The organism is Rugosimonospora africana (assembly GCF_016862975.1).
Taxonomy (GTDB): Bacteria; Actinomycetota; Actinomycetes; order Mycobacteriales; family Micromonosporaceae; genus Rugosimonospora; species Rugosimonospora africana.
Map to the genome: position 1 here is coordinate 102,809 of NZ_BONZ01000006.1, position 14,897 is coordinate 117,705.

Sequence of the window (14,897 nt, forward strand, 5' to 3'; positions counted from 1 at the left end):
CCGCTCACGCGAGCACCCGTACCGCCGCGGTCAGCACCAGCTGGCCGAGAGACACCGGTACCAGCACCAGCCAGCACAGCCGCTGCAGCTGATCCTCGCGCAGCCTCGGGTACGAGACCCGGACCCAGATCACCACAAAACTGACCGCGAACGTCTTCACCAGTGTCCACAGCCAGCCCAACTGGCCGTCGAGCGGGCCCTTCCAGCCGCCCAGGAACAGCACCGCGGTCAGCGCCGAGATGACCACGATGCCCACGTACTCGGCGAGCAGGAAGAACGCGAAGCGCAGCCCGGTGTACTCGGTCATGTACCCGAAGACCAGCTCGGAGTCGGCGATCGGCATGTCGAACGGCGGCCGGCGGATCTCCGCCAGCCCGGCCACGAAGAACACCAGCATCGCGGGCAGCTGCCAGAGCAGCCACCAGGGCCGCCAGGCCGCGACGATGCCGGGCAGGCTCAACGTGCCGGCCGCCATCGCCACGCTCGCCGCGGCCAGCACGAACGGCAGCTCGTACCCGAGCAGCTGCGCGGCCGCGCGCAGGCCGCCGAGCAGCGAGTACTTGTTGGCGCTGGACCAGGCCGCCATCAGTACCGCGACCACCCCCACGCCGACGACCGCGAGCACCACGAACAGGCCGATGTCGATCGGCTGGCCGACCAGCCAGTCGCGCGGACCGAGCGGGATGAACAGCAGCGCGACCAGGTACGGCACGAGCGCGATCACCGGCGCGATCCGGAACACCGGCCGGTCGGCGTCGGCCGGGGTCACGTCCTCCTTCTGGACGAACTTCACCCCGTCGGCGATCAACTGTGCCCAGCCGTGGAACGCTCCGGCGTACATCGGCCCGAGCCGGCCCTGCATGTGCGCCATCACCTTGTGCTCGGCCTGACCCACCAGCAACGGCAGGGTGAGAAACGCGACCACCACGCCGAGCACCCGGATGATGACCTCGATCACGGCTACCCCTCGCGATCCGGGATGCGCGGCCTGGGAGGTTCGCCAGCCGCCGGGCCAGACGCGCGACCGGACTCGCGACCGCCCGGGCCGGACTCACCACCGGCGCCCGGCTCGCGCGGGCCCCACTCGCCCGGCGCCGGTACGCCCGGCGGGCGCATCGGGGCTCGCCGGGCCGTATTCGGGTCGTGCGACTCGCCCGGCTCCTTGGCGCCCGGCCAGGCTTTGGCGACTCGCGCGGCGAGGACGAACTCCTTGCGCAGCGGATGCCCCTCGAACTCCGGCGGCAGCAGCAGGGGGCGCAGACCGCCCGGGTGTCCCGGGAAGTCGACGCCGAACATCTCGTGCGTCTCCCGTTCGTGCCAGGCGGCGCCGGCGAAAATGTCCACAATGGACGGTACGGCGGCGGTCTCCTTCGGGACGAGCGTACGCAGCAGGAGTCCGGTACGCGCGGAAGTCGACCACAGGTGGACGACGATCCGGTACCCCTCGTCCAGCTCATCGACGGCGGACAGCCAGTCCAGGAAGTCGTACCCGAGCCCGTCCCGCGCGGTGCGCACGGCCGGAGCCCAGCCAGCGACCGGCACGTCCACGGTCACCCTCGACCACGCGCCGCCCCCGGACACGGAGGCCGCGCCACCGAGCCGGGCACCCACCTCCTCCGGGGTCATGGGAAGGATCGTAACCGGCCGGCCGGGTCCGGCGGCAGTTCCTCAGAGTCGCGAGTGCTGCCCGGATCGGTAGACTGGGTCGATGAACGAGCCGCCGGCCGGCTCGGATCCCGCGAGTCCCGGCTACGCCGACCCGGCCCATCCGGGCCCGAGCCACCCCGAATCGGGCAGCGCCGACTCCGGTAGCACCATCCCGTCGCCGGCCGCGCGGGCCCGTCCCGCGCTCTCCGCCGACGAGGGCATCTGCCTAGCCCGGCTCGCGAGTGCCGCGGTCGCCGCGAAGCTGGCCGGCGCCCCACCGGACGACCAGCCCCCGGCGTCGGGGCGGCTGCGCGAGCCCGGTGCGTCGTTCGTCACTCTGGAGACGCACGGCCGGTTGCGCGGCTGCATCGGTAGCCTGCGCGCGATCCGGCCGCTGTACCTGGACGTGACGCGCAACGCCCGGCGGGCCACGATCGACCCCCGCCTGCCGCCGGTCACCGGCGCCGAGTGGGCCGACCTGGCGGTGTCCGTCTCGGTACTCAGCGATCCGTCGCCGCTACCCGCCGGAGAGCTGGTCGAGTTGGTGGCCGCGCTGCGGCCGGGGCTGGACGGGCTGATCCTCACCGACGGCAATCGCCGGGCGACGTTCCTGCCGGCGGTGTGGCGCAAGGTCGCCGATCCCGAGCAGTTCGTCCAGGCGTTGCTGGCCAAGGGCGGCTGGCCGCCCGGAGAGTGGCCGGCCGGAATCCGGGCCGCGCGCTACACCAGCGCCGAGTTCGTCGACGCCCCGCCGCGGGCGGCACTGTCCTGAGACGCCCGCCGCGGGCGGCGCTGCGCTGAGACTCCCCGCCCGGGAGGCGCTGCCATCGGGCGCCCGCCGCGCGAGACGCTGCCGGGAGACACCCGCCGCGGAAGGCCCTACAGTGACGGACATGCACCCGCTGGTTGAGGAGGCCATGAAGAAGGCCGCCGTGGCCTGGTTGACCGTTCCCGGGCAACCCGGCCCGTACGCGGTCTGGTGCCTCTGGCTCGACGGGGCGCTGTACGTGGTCAGCGGGCCGGGCGAGCAGCCGGCACCGGGGCTGGCCGGCGCGGTCGTCGTGGACGTGTCGTCCCGTGGCGACCATGGTGGGCGGATCGTCACCTGGCCGGCACAGGTCCAGCGGCTGGCGCCGGACGACGAGGCGTGGCCGCCGGTCACCCAGCAACTGGCCGGCAAGCGGCTCAACGCGCCGGCGAGCACGGCCGACACGGTACGGCGCTGGGCTGACGAGTGCGTGATCAACCGGCTGGTGCCGGTCAGCGATCAGGTGGAGGCGGGGGCCCCGGCGGATGCCGGCTCCGGCGCCGCTCCGCCCCGGTCCACCCCGGCCGCCAACCGCACCGCGAAGCCGTTCCGGCTGCATCGAGTGCGCGGGGCGGGCCCGAACCGGTAGGCCGGTGGGGCGGTCAGCCCACGAACGGCGGGATCACCATCTCACCGTGCGCGATGGGTACCACCCGCCCGCTCACCGTCGCGGACACCGCCACCCCGTCGCGCGCCGTCACCCGGCACTCCAGGGTGGACGGGCGGCCCATCTCGTAGCCCTGCTCGACCACGTACTCCGACTCGCGGTCGCCGGGGAGCAATCCGGAGGCGATGAGCCAGACGCCCATGCCGAGCGCCGCCGACCCGGTCGCCGGATCCTCGATCATCCCGCTGCCGAAGAACAGCCGGCTGTACCCGGTGCGGTTCGCCGCGTCCCAGGCCACCAGGCTCACCCCGAACAGCCCCGCCGCCCGGGCCGCGGCGGAGTCCCCAGCCGCCCGGGTGAGCGCGTCCCGGGTCACCGACACGAACGGGAACTCCAGACCGCAGCCGGCGATCCGGGGAGCCGGCCCGACGAAGTCTTCGCTGGTCAGGCCGGTTGCCGCCAGCAGGTTGGTGGGGTCCAGTGCCTCCCCGACGGTCGGCTGGCCGCCGGTCAGGGTGGCCTTTCCGCCCGCGTACACCTCGATGGGCAGCAGCCCCGCGCCGCACTCCTGCACCACCACGCCGGGGCCCCGCCCGGCCCGCTCGACGAAGGTGACCGCCGACCCGACGCTGGGGTGCCCGGCGAACGGCAACTCCTCCTCGGTCGTGAAGATCCGCGCCCGGTACGTCGCCTCCGAAGTGGTCGCGGGCAGCACGAATGCCGTCTCGGAGAGGTTGAACTCGCGAGCGATCGCCTGCAGCTGCTCGGTGGCGAGATCGTGCGCCTCGAACACGACCGCCAGCGGGTTGCCGGTGAACGGGCGGTCCGTGAACACGTCGACGATCTGGTACGGCAGGGTGATCATGCGATCAACCCTATCCGCCCACTACGCTAGACGGGTGACCACGGCGACCAGGGTGTACGTCGCCCGGCTCGCCGGCCTCGCCGTCTTCGACCCCAACGGCGATCAGGTCGGGCGGGTCCGGGACGCGGTCGCGCGCGTTCGCAGCAGCAGCGTGCCGCCCCGGGTTGTCGGGCTGGTGGCCGAGATGCCGCTACGCCGGCGGATCTTCCTTCCGATCAACCGGATCACCGCGATCGAGCCCGACTCGGTGGTCCTGTCCACCGGCACCCTGAACCTGCGCCGCTTCGAGAAGCGCACCGGGGAGCTGCTGGTCCTGAGCGAGCTGCTGGACCGGCGGGTCGTCATCGGTGACACCGGGCGATCCGGCACGGTCGTCGACGTGGCGATGGAGGCCGACCGGGCCGGGGAGTGGTCGTTGACCCGGGTCGCGGTACGCGAGGTGACCGGCCGGCTGGCCCGCCGGGGCCACCTGCACCAGTTGGAGTGGGCCGAGGTCACCGGACTGATCGGGGTCGCCGATCAGCAGGGCACGGCCAACCTGCTCGCGGTGCTGGACAACATGCGCCCGGCGGACCTGGCCAACGTGCTCCAGGACCTGTCCGACAGCCGCCGAAACGAGGTCGCCGCCGCGCTGGACGACGAGCGGCTGGCCGACGTGCTCGAGGAGCTGCCGGAGCACGACCAGGTGGAGATCATCGCCGCGCTCAACCCGGAGCGGGCCGCCGACGTCCTGGAGGAGATGGATCCGGACGACGCCGCCGACCTGCTCGCCGAGCTGCCCAAGCCGGACCAGGACGTGCTGCTGGACCTGATGCAGCCGGACGAGGCCGATCCGGTCCGCCGGCTGCTGGACTACTCGCCCGGCACCGCGGGCGGCGTGATGACTTCCGAGCCGATCGTCCTGCCTCCCGACGCGACGGTCGCCGAGGCGCTGGCCCGGGTCCGTGAGCCGCAGCTGTCCCCGGCCGTGGCGGCGCAGGTCTTCGTGGCGCGCGCACCGATGGCGACACCCACCGGCCGGTACCTGGGCATGGTCCACTTCCAGCGGCTGCTCCGCGAGCCGCCGGCCGAGCTGCTCGGCGGCGTGGTGGACAACGACATCGACCCGCTGGACCCGGACACGCCGCTGCCCGAGATCACCCGGCGGATGGCCACGTACAACCTGATCGCGATCGCGGTGGTCGACAACAACGACCGGTTGGTCGGCGCGGTCACCGTGGACGACGTGCTCGACCACCTGCTGCCGACCGACTGGCGCGACCGCGATCAGGACGTACCGCTACGGATCGGCCATGGCTGACCTCCGCCGGGACGTCCGGCTCGATCAGCCGCGGGTGTCCCGACGGGTACCGGTCCCGAAAATCGACAGCGAGACCTTCGGCAGGTTCGCCGAGGTGTTCGCGCGGTTCATGGGTACGCCGCGGTTCATCGCGTACATGACGATCTTCGTGGTGGTGTGGATCGGGCTCAACATCGCCGGGATCTACGGGCTGCGCTGGGACCCGTACCCGTTCATCCTGCTCAACCTGTTCTTCAGCACCCAAGCCTCGTACGCCGCGCCGCTGATCCTGCTGGCCCAGAACCGCCAGGCCGACCGGGACCGGGTGACCATGGAAGAGGATCGGCGCCGGGCCGCGATGCAGAAGGCGGACACCGAGTACCTGGCCCGGGAGATCGCCTCCCTGCGCATCGCGCTCGGCGAGGTGGCGACCCGCGACTTCGTCCGCTCGGAGCTGGTCCGGCTCGTCGAGGAGCTGGACGAGGCCGCGGCGCGGCGACAGAAGTCGGAGCGCAAGGAGTTGCGCCGGGAGGCCCGGCGGGCGATACGCAAGGCAGAGACGGAGCACCTGGACGAGCCGTTCGACGATCTCGACGACGACTCGGCGCTGGAGGAGAATCCGCCGCCGTTCGACCGGTCTGGCTCGACGCGTCCGACGCCGCGCCACGACCCAGACCAGTCGTCCTCACGGGGCTAGCGTCGTGTGACTGGCGCCACCTGGGCCGCGGCGGTCGAGCCGGCGCCGGCGGGTCGGGCCCGTACCGGACGTAGCATGGCGTTATGTCAGCTCCGACGACGTCCATGGAAGCCGCGATCCAGACCGCTCTGGCGTCCGTACAGGACCCGGAGATCCGCCGGCCGATCACCGATCTCGGGATGGTCCGCGAGGTCACGGTCGATCCGACCGGCCGAGCCACAATCGAAATCCTGCTCACCGTCGCCGGCTGCCCGATGAGGGACAAGCTGAACACAGACATCACCGCCGCGGTGTCCGCGGTACCCGGAGTCACCGGCGTCCAGATCGGCTTCGGCGCGATGAGCACCGAGCAGCGCCAGGCGCTCCAAGCCTCGCTGCGCGGCCCGGGCGCCGCCGAGCCGGTGATCCCGTTCGCCCAGCCGGGCTCCCGTACCCGGGTGTACGCGGTGGCCAGCGGCAAGGGCGGCGTCGGCAAGTCCAGCGTCACGGTCAACCTGGCCGCCGCACTGGCCGCGAAGGGGCTGTCGGTCGGCGTGGTGGACGCGGACATCTACGGGCACTCGGTGCCCCGGATGCTCGGCATCACGGCCCGCCCGACCCAGGTCGAGGACATGATCATGCCGCCCCAGGCGTACGGCGTGAAGGTCATCTCGATCGGCATGTTCACCCAGGGCAACGCGGCCGTGGTCTGGCGCGGCCCGATGCTGCACCGCGCACTCCAGCAGTTCCTCGCCGACGTGTACTGGGGTGACCTGGACGTCCTGCTGCTCGACCTGCCCCCGGGTACCGGCGACGTGGCCATCTCCCTGGCGCAGTTGCTGCCCAGCGCCGAGATCCTGGTGGTCACCACGCCGCAGGCGGCGGCCGCCGAGGTCGCCGAGCGGGCTGGGGCGATCGCTCTCCAGACTCACCAGCGCCTGGTCGGCGTCGTGGAGAACATGTCCTGGCTGGAACTGCCGACCGGCGAGCGGATGGAGGTCTTCGGTACCGGCGGCGGGCAGACCGTGGCCGACTCGCTGACCCGGATCACCGGCGCCACCGTGCCACTGCTGGGCCAGATTCCGCTGGACACCCGAGTCCGCGAGGCGGGCGACCAGGGCATGCCGATCGTGCTGGACGCGCCGGACGCACCGGCCGCGGCGGCGCTGTCGGCGGTGGCCGACCGGCTCGCGGTCCGCCGCGAGTCTCTGCTCGGCAAGCCGCTCGGATTGCGTCCCTCCGGGCGCTAAAGCCGAACCAGCGCCCCTCCGGGCGCTGTGGGTTACCGCACGCGAAAGGCCGGCCCTCGGGCCGGCCTTTTCAGTGACCTCGACTCCGCCGAGGCGGACGTCGTCAGGTGGCGTCCGCGTCGTATGCCACCTGGCTCGCGGTGATCGACGCCGGGCCGCCCGACGAGGTCGGCTTGGCGTGCAGGTCGACCGACTCCGCCGCCGACTTGAGCTCGTTGTGCACGCCCTTGATGTCCTGCTGTACGTCTTTGTAGAGGTCTTCCAGCGGCTTGCGCAGCGCCCGCTCGTCCTCCTCGGAGAGCAAGTGCTTGCGGATCAGGCTCTTCGGGTTGAGGTCTTCCAACTGGATGTCGGTGCCCAACTCCCGGCTCAGGTCGCCGGTGGCGTTGCGCGCCATGTCCCGCAGGTTGCGCAGCATCTTCACGCCGTCGGCGATCGCCTTGGGCAGCTTGTCCGGGCCGAAGATGAACAGTGCCAGCAACAGCAGCAGAAGGATCTTTTCGCTGTCGAGGTTCTCAAGCCCGAACATGTCGATCTACCCTCCTCGGCGGCGATCAGGGGCCACGCGAGCCAATCCGCGCCGTTGCTGTCGACGAGCCCGTTTCACAGACTACGCACGGCAGGGCCCCTGCGGCGAGAGGGCCGAGGGGATCAGTTGGTTGATGCAGCCAAGGTCACCTGTACGTTGTGAGGCCCGCCGTCCCGCTGATACTGGACATTCACCGACTGGCCCGGCGCGTACATCCGGACGAGGGCGATCAGATCCGCCGGCTGGTCCAGCGGCACATTGTTGATCCGGGTCAGCACGTCGCCGGCCCTGATCCCGGCGTGGGAGGCAGGTCCACCCGGGGACACCACGGTCACTTCGACGCCACCGTTCGGGTTCAGGTACGAATTGGACAATTCGGCACCGATTACCGTCCGACGGGCCTTACCGTTGTTGATGATGTCCTGTGCTATCCGCTTTGCCTGGTTAATCGGAATCGCGAAGGCGAGGCCGATATTCCCCGCTGTCTCCGAATCCGACGCGGTCGAACGGATCACCGAGTTGATCCCGATCACCCGGCCGCCGGCGTCGATGAGGGGCCCACCGGAGTTGCCGTGATTGATCGCGGCGTCGGTCTGGATCGCGGCGTAGTACCGCGTCGGACCGCCCGGCTCATCCGCCTCGATGGTGCGGTTGAGCGAGCTGACGATGCCGTACGTCACGGTGTTGGCCAGGGCGAGCGGTGAGCCGATCGCCAGTACCGGATCGCCGACCGCCACCCGGTCGGAGTCGCCGAACTGGACCGCCGGCAGGCCGGTCTTGTCCATCTTGAGCACGGCGACGTCGGACTCCTCGTCGACGCCGATCAGCTTGGCGGACACCGTCGTGGAGTCGCTGAACGTCACGGTGGGCTGGCCCTTCTCCCCCTCGACGACGTGATCGTTGGTGATCACGTAACCGTCGCCGGAGGCGATGAAGCCCGAGCCGAGGCTGTATCCGGAGCCGGTGCCCACCTTGATCGTCACGACGCTGGGCAGCAAACGGGAGGCCACCCCGGCCAGCGAGCTCGGCGGCCGTACGGTCAGTGAGGCCGGCGAACCGTTACCGCCCGCACCCAGTACCGTGCGCCCACCCGCGCCCCCTCTGGTGGCGAACACGTAGCCGAGCGTGCCGCCAAGCGAACCGGCCAGCAGAGCGCTCACGATGGCCACCAGGAATACCAGTCCGAGCCCCCGGCGCGGCCCCGTACCGGTGGAGGTGGGGTCCGATTCGAGGGGCGGCGGCTGGGCGGCCGGGCGGATCACCACGGCGGACGGCGCATCCGGATCTCGCCACGGATCGCTCAGCGCGTCGGACCACCATGGTGACTGGCCCGTTCCCGTGGTGCTGGTCGAGCGCGCTCCGGGCGCGCCTTGCCCGGCGACGCCGTCAGGCTGCCGCCAGGCCGAACCGTCAGTCACGATCGGCACCCTCTCCTGTCCATCCCCGCCTCCAGCATCGCACGCCCGGCGCTGTCGTAAGTCGGCGCTCGGATCTCCACCGGCCGCCGTGCGCACCCGCCGCCGCGGCCGGTGGCTGTCGTACGCGCCCTGGCCAGCTGATCATCTTCCGGCTCCCGTACGCCGCCTCGGTTCGGCGAGATCAACAGGACAGGGCCTACGCTTAGCTCGCAGCGCCCGCGCCCCAGCCGTGGCGCCCGCCCACCGTCGGCGTCCGCCTACCGGAGGCGCCAGTCCCCCGATCGGGAGGTGCACCATCGCCGCGACCATCAACACGCCGAATCCGGTCACCGCCGCGACGCGCGAGTTCGCCGAGGCATACGCCCCCGAGGACCGGGTCCTGCAGGTAGCCCGCTCGCTGTCCCACGAGATCGGCCTGTCCCCGGTGCAGCCGGGCGCCGGGGCCGCACTGCGGCTGCTCGCCGCGGCCGGTGGGGCCAAGGCGGTCGTGGAGATCGGCACGGGTGCCGGCGTCAGCGGGCTGTGGCTGCTTTCCGGCATGCGGTCGGACGGGATCCTGACGACGATCGACGTCGAGGCCGAACACCAGCGGATGGCCCGGCGCATCTTCATCGAGGCCGGGTACCAGCCGTCCCGTACCCGGATCATCACCGGCCGGGCGCTGGACGTGATGCCCCGGCTCGCCGACGGGATGTACGACCTGCTTTTCGTGGACGGTGACCGGGACGAGTACGCGTCCTGTGTCGGATCCGCGCAGCGGCTGCTGCGCCCGGGCGGAATTTTGGCGATCAACGGGGTACTGGCCGACGGGAAGGTGGCCGACCCGGCGGCCCGCGATCCGGAGACCGTGGTGCTGCGCGAGTTGGTCAAGGCGCTGCGCGAGGCCGAGGAGTGGCTGCCCGCGCTGCTGCCGGTCGGCAACGGCCTGCTCGCGGCCGTCAAGCGGTGAGCCATCCGGTGCGCAGAGCCGCCGTCGCTCGCATCGCCGCCTGTCAGGACTGCTCGCCGACGCTCTCCAGCCAGCGCAGCAATGTGCGTACCCCCCAGCCGGTCGCGCCCTTGACCAGCTCCCCCTCGTTCGTCTCGATCCACGAAGGTGCCGACATGTCCAGGTGTGCCCAGCGGTCCCGGGCGACACCGGTGAACTCGCGCAGGAACAGCGCGGCGACCACCGAGCCGGCACCGCCGTCCCCCACGTTGGCGGCGTCCGCGACATCGCTCGCGAGCGACTCCAGGTAGTCGTCGGTCAGCGGCATGCGCCACATCCGCTCCCCGGCGGCGGAGGCGGCCGCGGTCAGCTCACCGGCCAGTTCGTCGTTGTCGCTGTACAGCGCGGCAGTGCGCTTGCCCAGCGCGACCGCGTTGGCGCCGGTGAGCGTCGCCAGGTCGACCAGCAGGTCGGGGTTCAGCCGGCGGACCGCGTACGCCAGCGCGTCGGCGAGCACGATCCGGCCCTCGGCGTCGGTGTTGAGAATCTCGCTGGTCCGGCCGCCGTAGTGGCGCACCACGTCACCCGGCCGGTACGCGGAGCCGCTCGGCATGTTCTCGGCCAGCGGCGCGAGCGCGGTCACCCGTACCGGCAGGTTCAGCGCGGCGGCGCCGAGGGTGGCCGCGATGATCGCCGCCGCCCCGCCCATGTCCTTGCGCATCAGCTTCATGCCGTCCCGGGGCTTGATCGAGATGCCGCCCGAGTCGAAGGTGATGCCCTTGCCGACGAGCACCACGTGTCGGCGTGCCCCGCGCGGCCGCCAGCCCAGCTCGACCAGCCGGGGTCCCCGGGGGGAGCCACCGCCGACCGCGAGAATGCCGCCGAAGCCCTCCTCCGCCAGTTCCCGGGGCTCCCGGACACGCAGCTTGAGCCCGGACAGGCGGTTCGCCTCCCGAGCCACCCGCGCCGCGAACCAGGCCGGGCTCTTCTCCTGGCTGGGCATGTTGGTCAGGTCCCGGGCCAGGTACGTCGCGCTCGCCACCGCGTTGGCCACTCCGAGCGCGGTCTCGAAGCGCTCCGGGGCATCGACGAGTACCGTCACCCGGCGCAGCGCCGGGCCGCCGTCCGCCTTCTCCGCCGCCAGCCGGAACCGATATCCGGCGAGCAACATCCCCTCAGCGAGCCCGCGCAGCGCGGCCGGCTCGACGCTGCCGGGCAGCGCCACGGACAGCGCCGGCTCCCGGACAGCCGCCCGGTACAGCGCGGCTCCGGCCGAGCGCCAGTCCGCCTCGGTTCCGGCGCCGATCCCGACCAGCAGCAGCCGGCGCGGCCGGTCCTGGGGTCGGGGGAGCACCTGCACCGCACCCGCCGCGCCGCTGTGGTCGGCGTCCTCGACGAAGGCGGCGGCCTCCGCGGCAATCGCTCCGGCGACTGGCGCCTCGACGGGTACCAACCCGTCCGGGGACACCGGGAGCGCCAGCGCGGCCGGGGCGCCACCGGTTGTGGAAAGGCGGATGTTCAGCAAAGCCCGGTCATCTCCCGTTTTGCGATTGGTCTGGGTCGTCGCGCCAGACGCGCCGAGCCCGACTGGTCTGGGTCGCAGCGCGGCGCCAGACGCGCCAAGCCCGACTGGTCGGCGACTGGTTCGGGTCGCGGCGCGGCACCAGACGCGCCGAGCCGGACTGGTGGAACTGTTCGACCGTCACGGCAGCCGCCCGCACCCGGTGATCCGATGGATCATTCCGGGTGCGGACGACTGCTTGACATATTCAGCTGTCCTTACCGACGGGTCGGGGTCAGCCGGCGGCGGCCTTAAGCGCGTCTCCGAGCGCGTTCGCCTCGTCGGGAGTCATCTCAACGACGAGCCGGCCACCGCCTTCCAGCGGGACACGCATTACGATGCCCCGGCCCTCCTTGGTGACCTCCAGCGGACCGTCGCCCGTCCGCGGCTTCATCGCCGCCATCTCGTCTCCCCTCACACTTTCTGCAGGTCAAAGCGGCTCCTCCGACCTGTACGGCAGCGGCACTCCAGCCCGGGGCGGCGACCCCGGAACTGTGCCGACTCATGATTTTCCCTGATGAAGGGCGTCAGACCCAAACCGCCCCGGCGGGGATATGACACCGATCTAGACCTGACGCCAGGAAACTGTCACAATGAGCGGCATTTCCGCCGGCCGGCGGCGTGATGTCGATCACGAAGGGTGGGCAGACCATGCAGGCGCGCTCGGCCCTGTTCGACCTGTACGGCGACTATCTGCGCCCGCGCGGCGGTCGCGCGCCGGTCGCCGCCTTGGTCCGCCTGCTCGCCCCGCTGGGGATCGCCGCCCCCGCCGTCCGCACCGCCGTGTCCCGCATGGTCCGCCAGGGCTGGCTGCATCCGCTGCGCCTGTCCACCGGGCCCGGCTACCTGCTGAGCCCCAAGGCAGCCCGGCGCCTGGACGAGGCGGCCGCGAGGATCTACCGCACCGGTCGGACCGGCTGGGACGGAACGTTTGATCTGATTGTTATCGACACCCCGCCTCAGCGCGGCGACCGGTCCCGGCTCGCCGCCAATCTGGCCTTCCTCGGATATGGCAACATCGACGAGGCTACCTGGGTGGCCACCCGCACCACCGACGAAGTGGACACTCTGCTGCGCGAGTCGGGCCTGCGGTACGAACGGTTCACGGCCAGCCACGCCGCGGGTACGGCCGGCGCCATGGCGCTGGTCCGCCGGGCGTGGAACCTGGAGGAGATCAGCAACGCGTACGAGCGGTTCGTCCGTGAGCTGCGTCCGCTGGTCGCGACGATCAATGAGCGCAGCACGGATGAGGTCTGCTACGCCGCCCGGTTCACGCTGGTGCACTCGTGGCGAACGTTCCTGTTCAGCGATCCGCAGCTGCCCCCGAGCCTGCTTCCACCGCGCTGGCCGGGCACGGCGGCGGCGGCGTTCTTCGACCGGCACTCCGGGCGCCTCCGACCGGCCGCGGACCGGTACGTCGACATGTGCCTGGAGCAGTCGAGCCGCACCCTGGCGGCCCGCCACCTCACGCGTACGCCGGTCAAAACCGTCCGGCAGCAGACGATCCGGAGCGAGGAGCGGACATGAGTGACGTTCTGCTGGTCGAGCGCGACGGCGCGGTCGTGTCGCTCACCCTCAACCGGCCCGACTCGCTGAACTCCCTCAACCGGGAGTTGAAGGCGTCGCTGCGGGACACCCTCGGCGACCTCGAGTCCGATCCGGAGTGCCGGGCGGTGGTGCTCGCCGGCGCCGGCCGGGCCTTCTGCGTGGGTCAGGATCTGCGCGAGCACGTGGAGGTGCTGGAGTCGGGTTCGACCGATCCGCTGGGCACCGTGAGCGAGCACTACAACCCGATCGCCGCGCGGCTGGCCGGGCTGAGCAAGCCGGTCGTCGCCGCGGTGCGCGGAAGCGCCGCCGGTGCCGGGGCATCCCTCGCGCTGCTGGCTGACTTCCGGATCGGCGGCCCGAAGACCAGCTTCCTGATGGCGTTCGCCAACGTGGGCCTGGCGGCCGACACCGGCGCCTCCTGGACGCTGCCCCGGCTGGTCGGGCTCGCGAAGGCGACCGAGCTGCTGATGCTCGCCCAGCCGGTACCCGCCGACGAGGCGAACCGCCTCGGGCTGCTCACCACGCTGGTCGACGAGGACGATGACGTTCTGCCGGCGGCCAGGGCACTCGCCGCCCGGCTGGCCGCGGGGCCCACTATGGCGTACGGCGCGATCAAGCGCGAACTGGCGATCGGCAGCACCGGCAGCCTCGCCGAAGCGCTGGCCGGCGAGTACGAGGCTCAGACGCTGACCGGTGCGTCGGCGGACCACCGGGCCGCGACGGCGGCCTTCGTCGCCAAGCAGAGGCCCGAGTTCACCGGCCGCTGAGCGCGCCCACCGACCGCCCAGCCGCTCGCCGGACCCTCAGTCCTCCTCGGGATCGAGGTTGGTCTGCTCATTCATCAGGTATGCCTGCATGGCCAGCTCATTTCCGGCCGGCGAGACGTAGACCGGCAGCTCGGCCGGGCCCAGCTGATCCACATAGGACCAGAACCGCTCCACCGCCTCGGCCGGAGAGTCGGCCTCGATCGGCAGGTCGAGACTGATCAGCCAGCGTGCCGTCATGGAGTCACCACCACCCGCGCCGTCGAGTCGCCTGCCGCGCCACGGCCGGGGCGCCCGCCGCCCGATCGCCGGGCGGACACGGTCGCCGGACGGCCCCGGCGAATCACCGGCCACCGCCACGGGTCGCCTTGCGAGGCCGCTTCTTGACGGCCACGTAGCAGTCGGCGAGATGATCGTCGACCATGCCGGTGGCCTGCATCAGCGCGTAGGCGGTGGTCGGTCCGACGAACCGGAAACCGCGCTTGCGCAAATCCTTCGCCATCGCCGTGGACTCCGGCGTCGACGCCGGGACCTCGGCGAACGACTGCGGACGGGGCCTGCCCGGCTCCGGCGCGTAGGACCAGAGGAAGGCGGAGAGGCCGTCGGGCAGGTCGCGTGCCGCCGCGGCATTGTTGATCGCGGCGTTGATCTTCGAACGGTTGCGCACGATTCCGGCATCCGCCATCAGGCGCTCGACGTCTGATTCGTCGTAGGTGGCCACCTTGTCGATGACGAAGTCGTCGAACGCCGCCCGGAACGCCGGTCGTTTGCGCAGGATCGTCAGCCACGACAGGCCGGACTGGAATCCCTCCAGGGTCAACCGCTCGAACAGCGCGTCGTCGTCGCGCACCGGCTGGCCCCACTCCACGTCGTGGTATGCCAGGTAGTCGGCCGTGCTGCCGGCCCACCCACATCGCGCGAGCCCATCCGCCCCGATCAAGAGATCCACGCGGTCAGCCTAGCCAAGGGGTCCGACAGTGAGAGCCTGCTGGCAAACCTCCCGCTCGGCCAGACGTT

General features: G+C 71.6%; 17 protein-coding genes. 8 read left to right on the forward strand and 9 right to left on the reverse strand.

Annotation, left to right across the window (positions count from 1 at the left end):
• Positions 1 to 4: 4 nt before the first annotated feature.
• Positions 5 to 958 carry a complex I subunit 1/NuoH family protein gene (locus tag Raf01_RS02240; RefSeq protein WP_203915987.1) on the reverse strand — a complete coding sequence of 318 codons (954 nt, stop codon included), beginning with the start codon at positions 956 to 958 and terminating at the stop codon, positions 5 to 7.
• Between the two features lie 2 nt (positions 959 to 960).
• The gene (locus Raf01_RS02245; RefSeq protein ID WP_203915988.1) at positions 961 to 1,626 is read right to left on the reverse strand and encodes an NADH-quinone oxidoreductase subunit C; all 666 of its coding nucleotides are present in this window, start codon (positions 1,624 to 1,626) and stop codon (positions 961 to 963) included.
• An 82-nt stretch (positions 1,627 to 1,708) separates the two neighbouring features.
• Here Raf01_RS02245 and amrA point away from each other — a divergent pair, with 82 nt between their 5' ends.
• Together amrA and Raf01_RS02255 are read left to right on the forward strand one after the other, a co-directional pair.
• Positions 1,709 to 2,419 (forward strand): AmmeMemoRadiSam system protein A, encoded by a 711-nt coding sequence (gene amrA / locus Raf01_RS02250; protein ID WP_203915989.1) that lies wholly within the window; start codon positions 1,709 to 1,711, stop codon positions 2,417 to 2,419.
• A gap of 121 nt (positions 2,420 to 2,540) precedes the next feature.
• Positions 2,541 to 3,044, forward strand: a complete 504-nt coding sequence (locus Raf01_RS02255; protein WP_203915990.1) for a hypothetical protein — start codon at positions 2,541 to 2,543, stop codon at positions 3,042 to 3,044.
• 13 nt (positions 3,045 to 3,057) lie between these two features.
• On the opposite strand, the gene Raf01_RS02260 is transcribed toward Raf01_RS02255, so the two are convergent.
• On the reverse strand, positions 3,058 to 3,927 hold the full coding sequence (locus tag Raf01_RS02260; RefSeq protein WP_203915991.1) for a PhzF family phenazine biosynthesis protein: 870 nt from the start codon (positions 3,925 to 3,927) through the stop codon (positions 3,058 to 3,060).
• Positions 3,928 to 3,961: 34 nt separating this feature from the next.
• On the opposite strand from Raf01_RS02260, the gene Raf01_RS02265 reads away from it, so the two are divergent.
• From Raf01_RS02265 to Raf01_RS02275, 3 genes are all read left to right on the forward strand, one after another.
• Entirely contained in the window at positions 3,962 to 5,227 is a 1,266-nt protein-coding gene (locus Raf01_RS02265) for a magnesium transporter MgtE N-terminal domain-containing protein (RefSeq protein WP_203915992.1), read from the forward strand.
• A complete protein-coding gene (locus tag Raf01_RS02270) occupies positions 5,220 to 5,903 on the forward strand; it encodes a DUF1003 domain-containing protein (protein WP_203915993.1) in 684 nt (227 codons plus the stop codon). The genes Raf01_RS02265 and Raf01_RS02270 overlap by 8 nt, the downstream gene beginning before the upstream one ends.
• An 83-nt stretch (positions 5,904 to 5,986) precedes the next feature.
• A complete protein-coding gene (locus Raf01_RS02275; RefSeq protein WP_203915994.1) occupies positions 5,987 to 7,132 on the forward strand; it encodes a P-loop NTPase in 1,146 nt (381 codons plus the stop codon).
• 103 nt (positions 7,133 to 7,235) lie between these two features.
• Here the strand turns inward: Raf01_RS02275 and Raf01_RS02280 are convergent, their stop codons facing one another.
• Both Raf01_RS02280 and Raf01_RS02285 read right to left on the reverse strand, forming a co-directional pair.
• Entirely contained in the window at positions 7,236 to 7,661 is a 426-nt protein-coding gene (locus Raf01_RS02280; RefSeq protein ID WP_203915995.1) for a twin-arginine translocase TatA/TatE family subunit, read from the reverse strand.
• A 122-nt stretch (positions 7,662 to 7,783) separates the two neighbouring features.
• Complete coding sequence (locus Raf01_RS02285; protein WP_203915996.1) at positions 7,784 to 9,079, reverse strand: S1C family serine protease; 1,296 nt, start codon at positions 9,077 to 9,079, stop codon at positions 7,784 to 7,786.
• A gap of 307 nt (positions 9,080 to 9,386) precedes the next feature.
• Here Raf01_RS02285 and Raf01_RS02290 point away from each other — a divergent pair, with 307 nt between their 5' ends.
• Positions 9,387 to 10,028, forward strand: a complete 642-nt coding sequence (locus Raf01_RS02290; RefSeq protein ID WP_203916140.1) for an O-methyltransferase — start codon at positions 9,387 to 9,389, stop codon at positions 10,026 to 10,028.
• Positions 10,029 to 10,071: 43 nt separating this feature from the next.
• Here Raf01_RS02290 and Raf01_RS02295 read toward each other — a convergent pair whose 3' ends face one another.
• The gene (locus Raf01_RS02295) at positions 10,072 to 11,532 is read right to left on the reverse strand and encodes a leucyl aminopeptidase (RefSeq protein WP_203915997.1); all 1,461 of its coding nucleotides are present in this window, start codon (positions 11,530 to 11,532) and stop codon (positions 10,072 to 10,074) included.
• A 271-nt stretch (positions 11,533 to 11,803) separates the two neighbouring features.
• A complete protein-coding gene (locus Raf01_RS02300) occupies positions 11,804 to 11,971 on the reverse strand; it encodes a DUF3117 domain-containing protein (protein WP_007455245.1) in 168 nt (55 codons plus the stop codon).
• A 248-nt stretch (positions 11,972 to 12,219) separates the two neighbouring features.
• Here Raf01_RS02300 and Raf01_RS02305 point away from each other — a divergent pair, with 248 nt between their 5' ends.
• Both Raf01_RS02305 and Raf01_RS02310 read left to right on the forward strand, forming a co-directional pair.
• Positions 12,220 to 13,095 (forward strand): PaaX family transcriptional regulator, encoded by an 876-nt coding sequence (locus tag Raf01_RS02305; protein ID WP_203916141.1) that lies wholly within the window; start codon positions 12,220 to 12,222, stop codon positions 13,093 to 13,095.
• Positions 13,092 to 13,883 (forward strand): enoyl-CoA hydratase-related protein, encoded by a 792-nt coding sequence (locus Raf01_RS02310; RefSeq protein ID WP_203915998.1) that lies wholly within the window; start codon positions 13,092 to 13,094, stop codon positions 13,881 to 13,883. Before Raf01_RS02305 ends, Raf01_RS02310 begins: the two co-directional genes overlap by 4 nt.
• A 36-nt stretch (positions 13,884 to 13,919) precedes the next feature.
• Here Raf01_RS02310 and Raf01_RS02315 read toward each other — a convergent pair whose 3' ends face one another.
• Both Raf01_RS02315 and Raf01_RS02320 read right to left on the reverse strand, forming a co-directional pair.
• Positions 13,920 to 14,120, reverse strand: coding sequence for a hypothetical protein (locus tag Raf01_RS02315; RefSeq protein ID WP_203915999.1), 201 nt, complete (start codon positions 14,118 to 14,120; stop codon positions 13,920 to 13,922).
• 103 nt (positions 14,121 to 14,223) lie between these two features.
• Positions 14,224 to 14,829 carry a DNA-3-methyladenine glycosylase I gene (locus Raf01_RS02320; protein ID WP_373319435.1) on the reverse strand — a complete coding sequence of 202 codons (606 nt, stop codon included), beginning with the start codon at positions 14,827 to 14,829 and terminating at the stop codon, positions 14,224 to 14,226.
• Between the last annotated feature and the right edge of the window lie 68 nt (positions 14,830 to 14,897).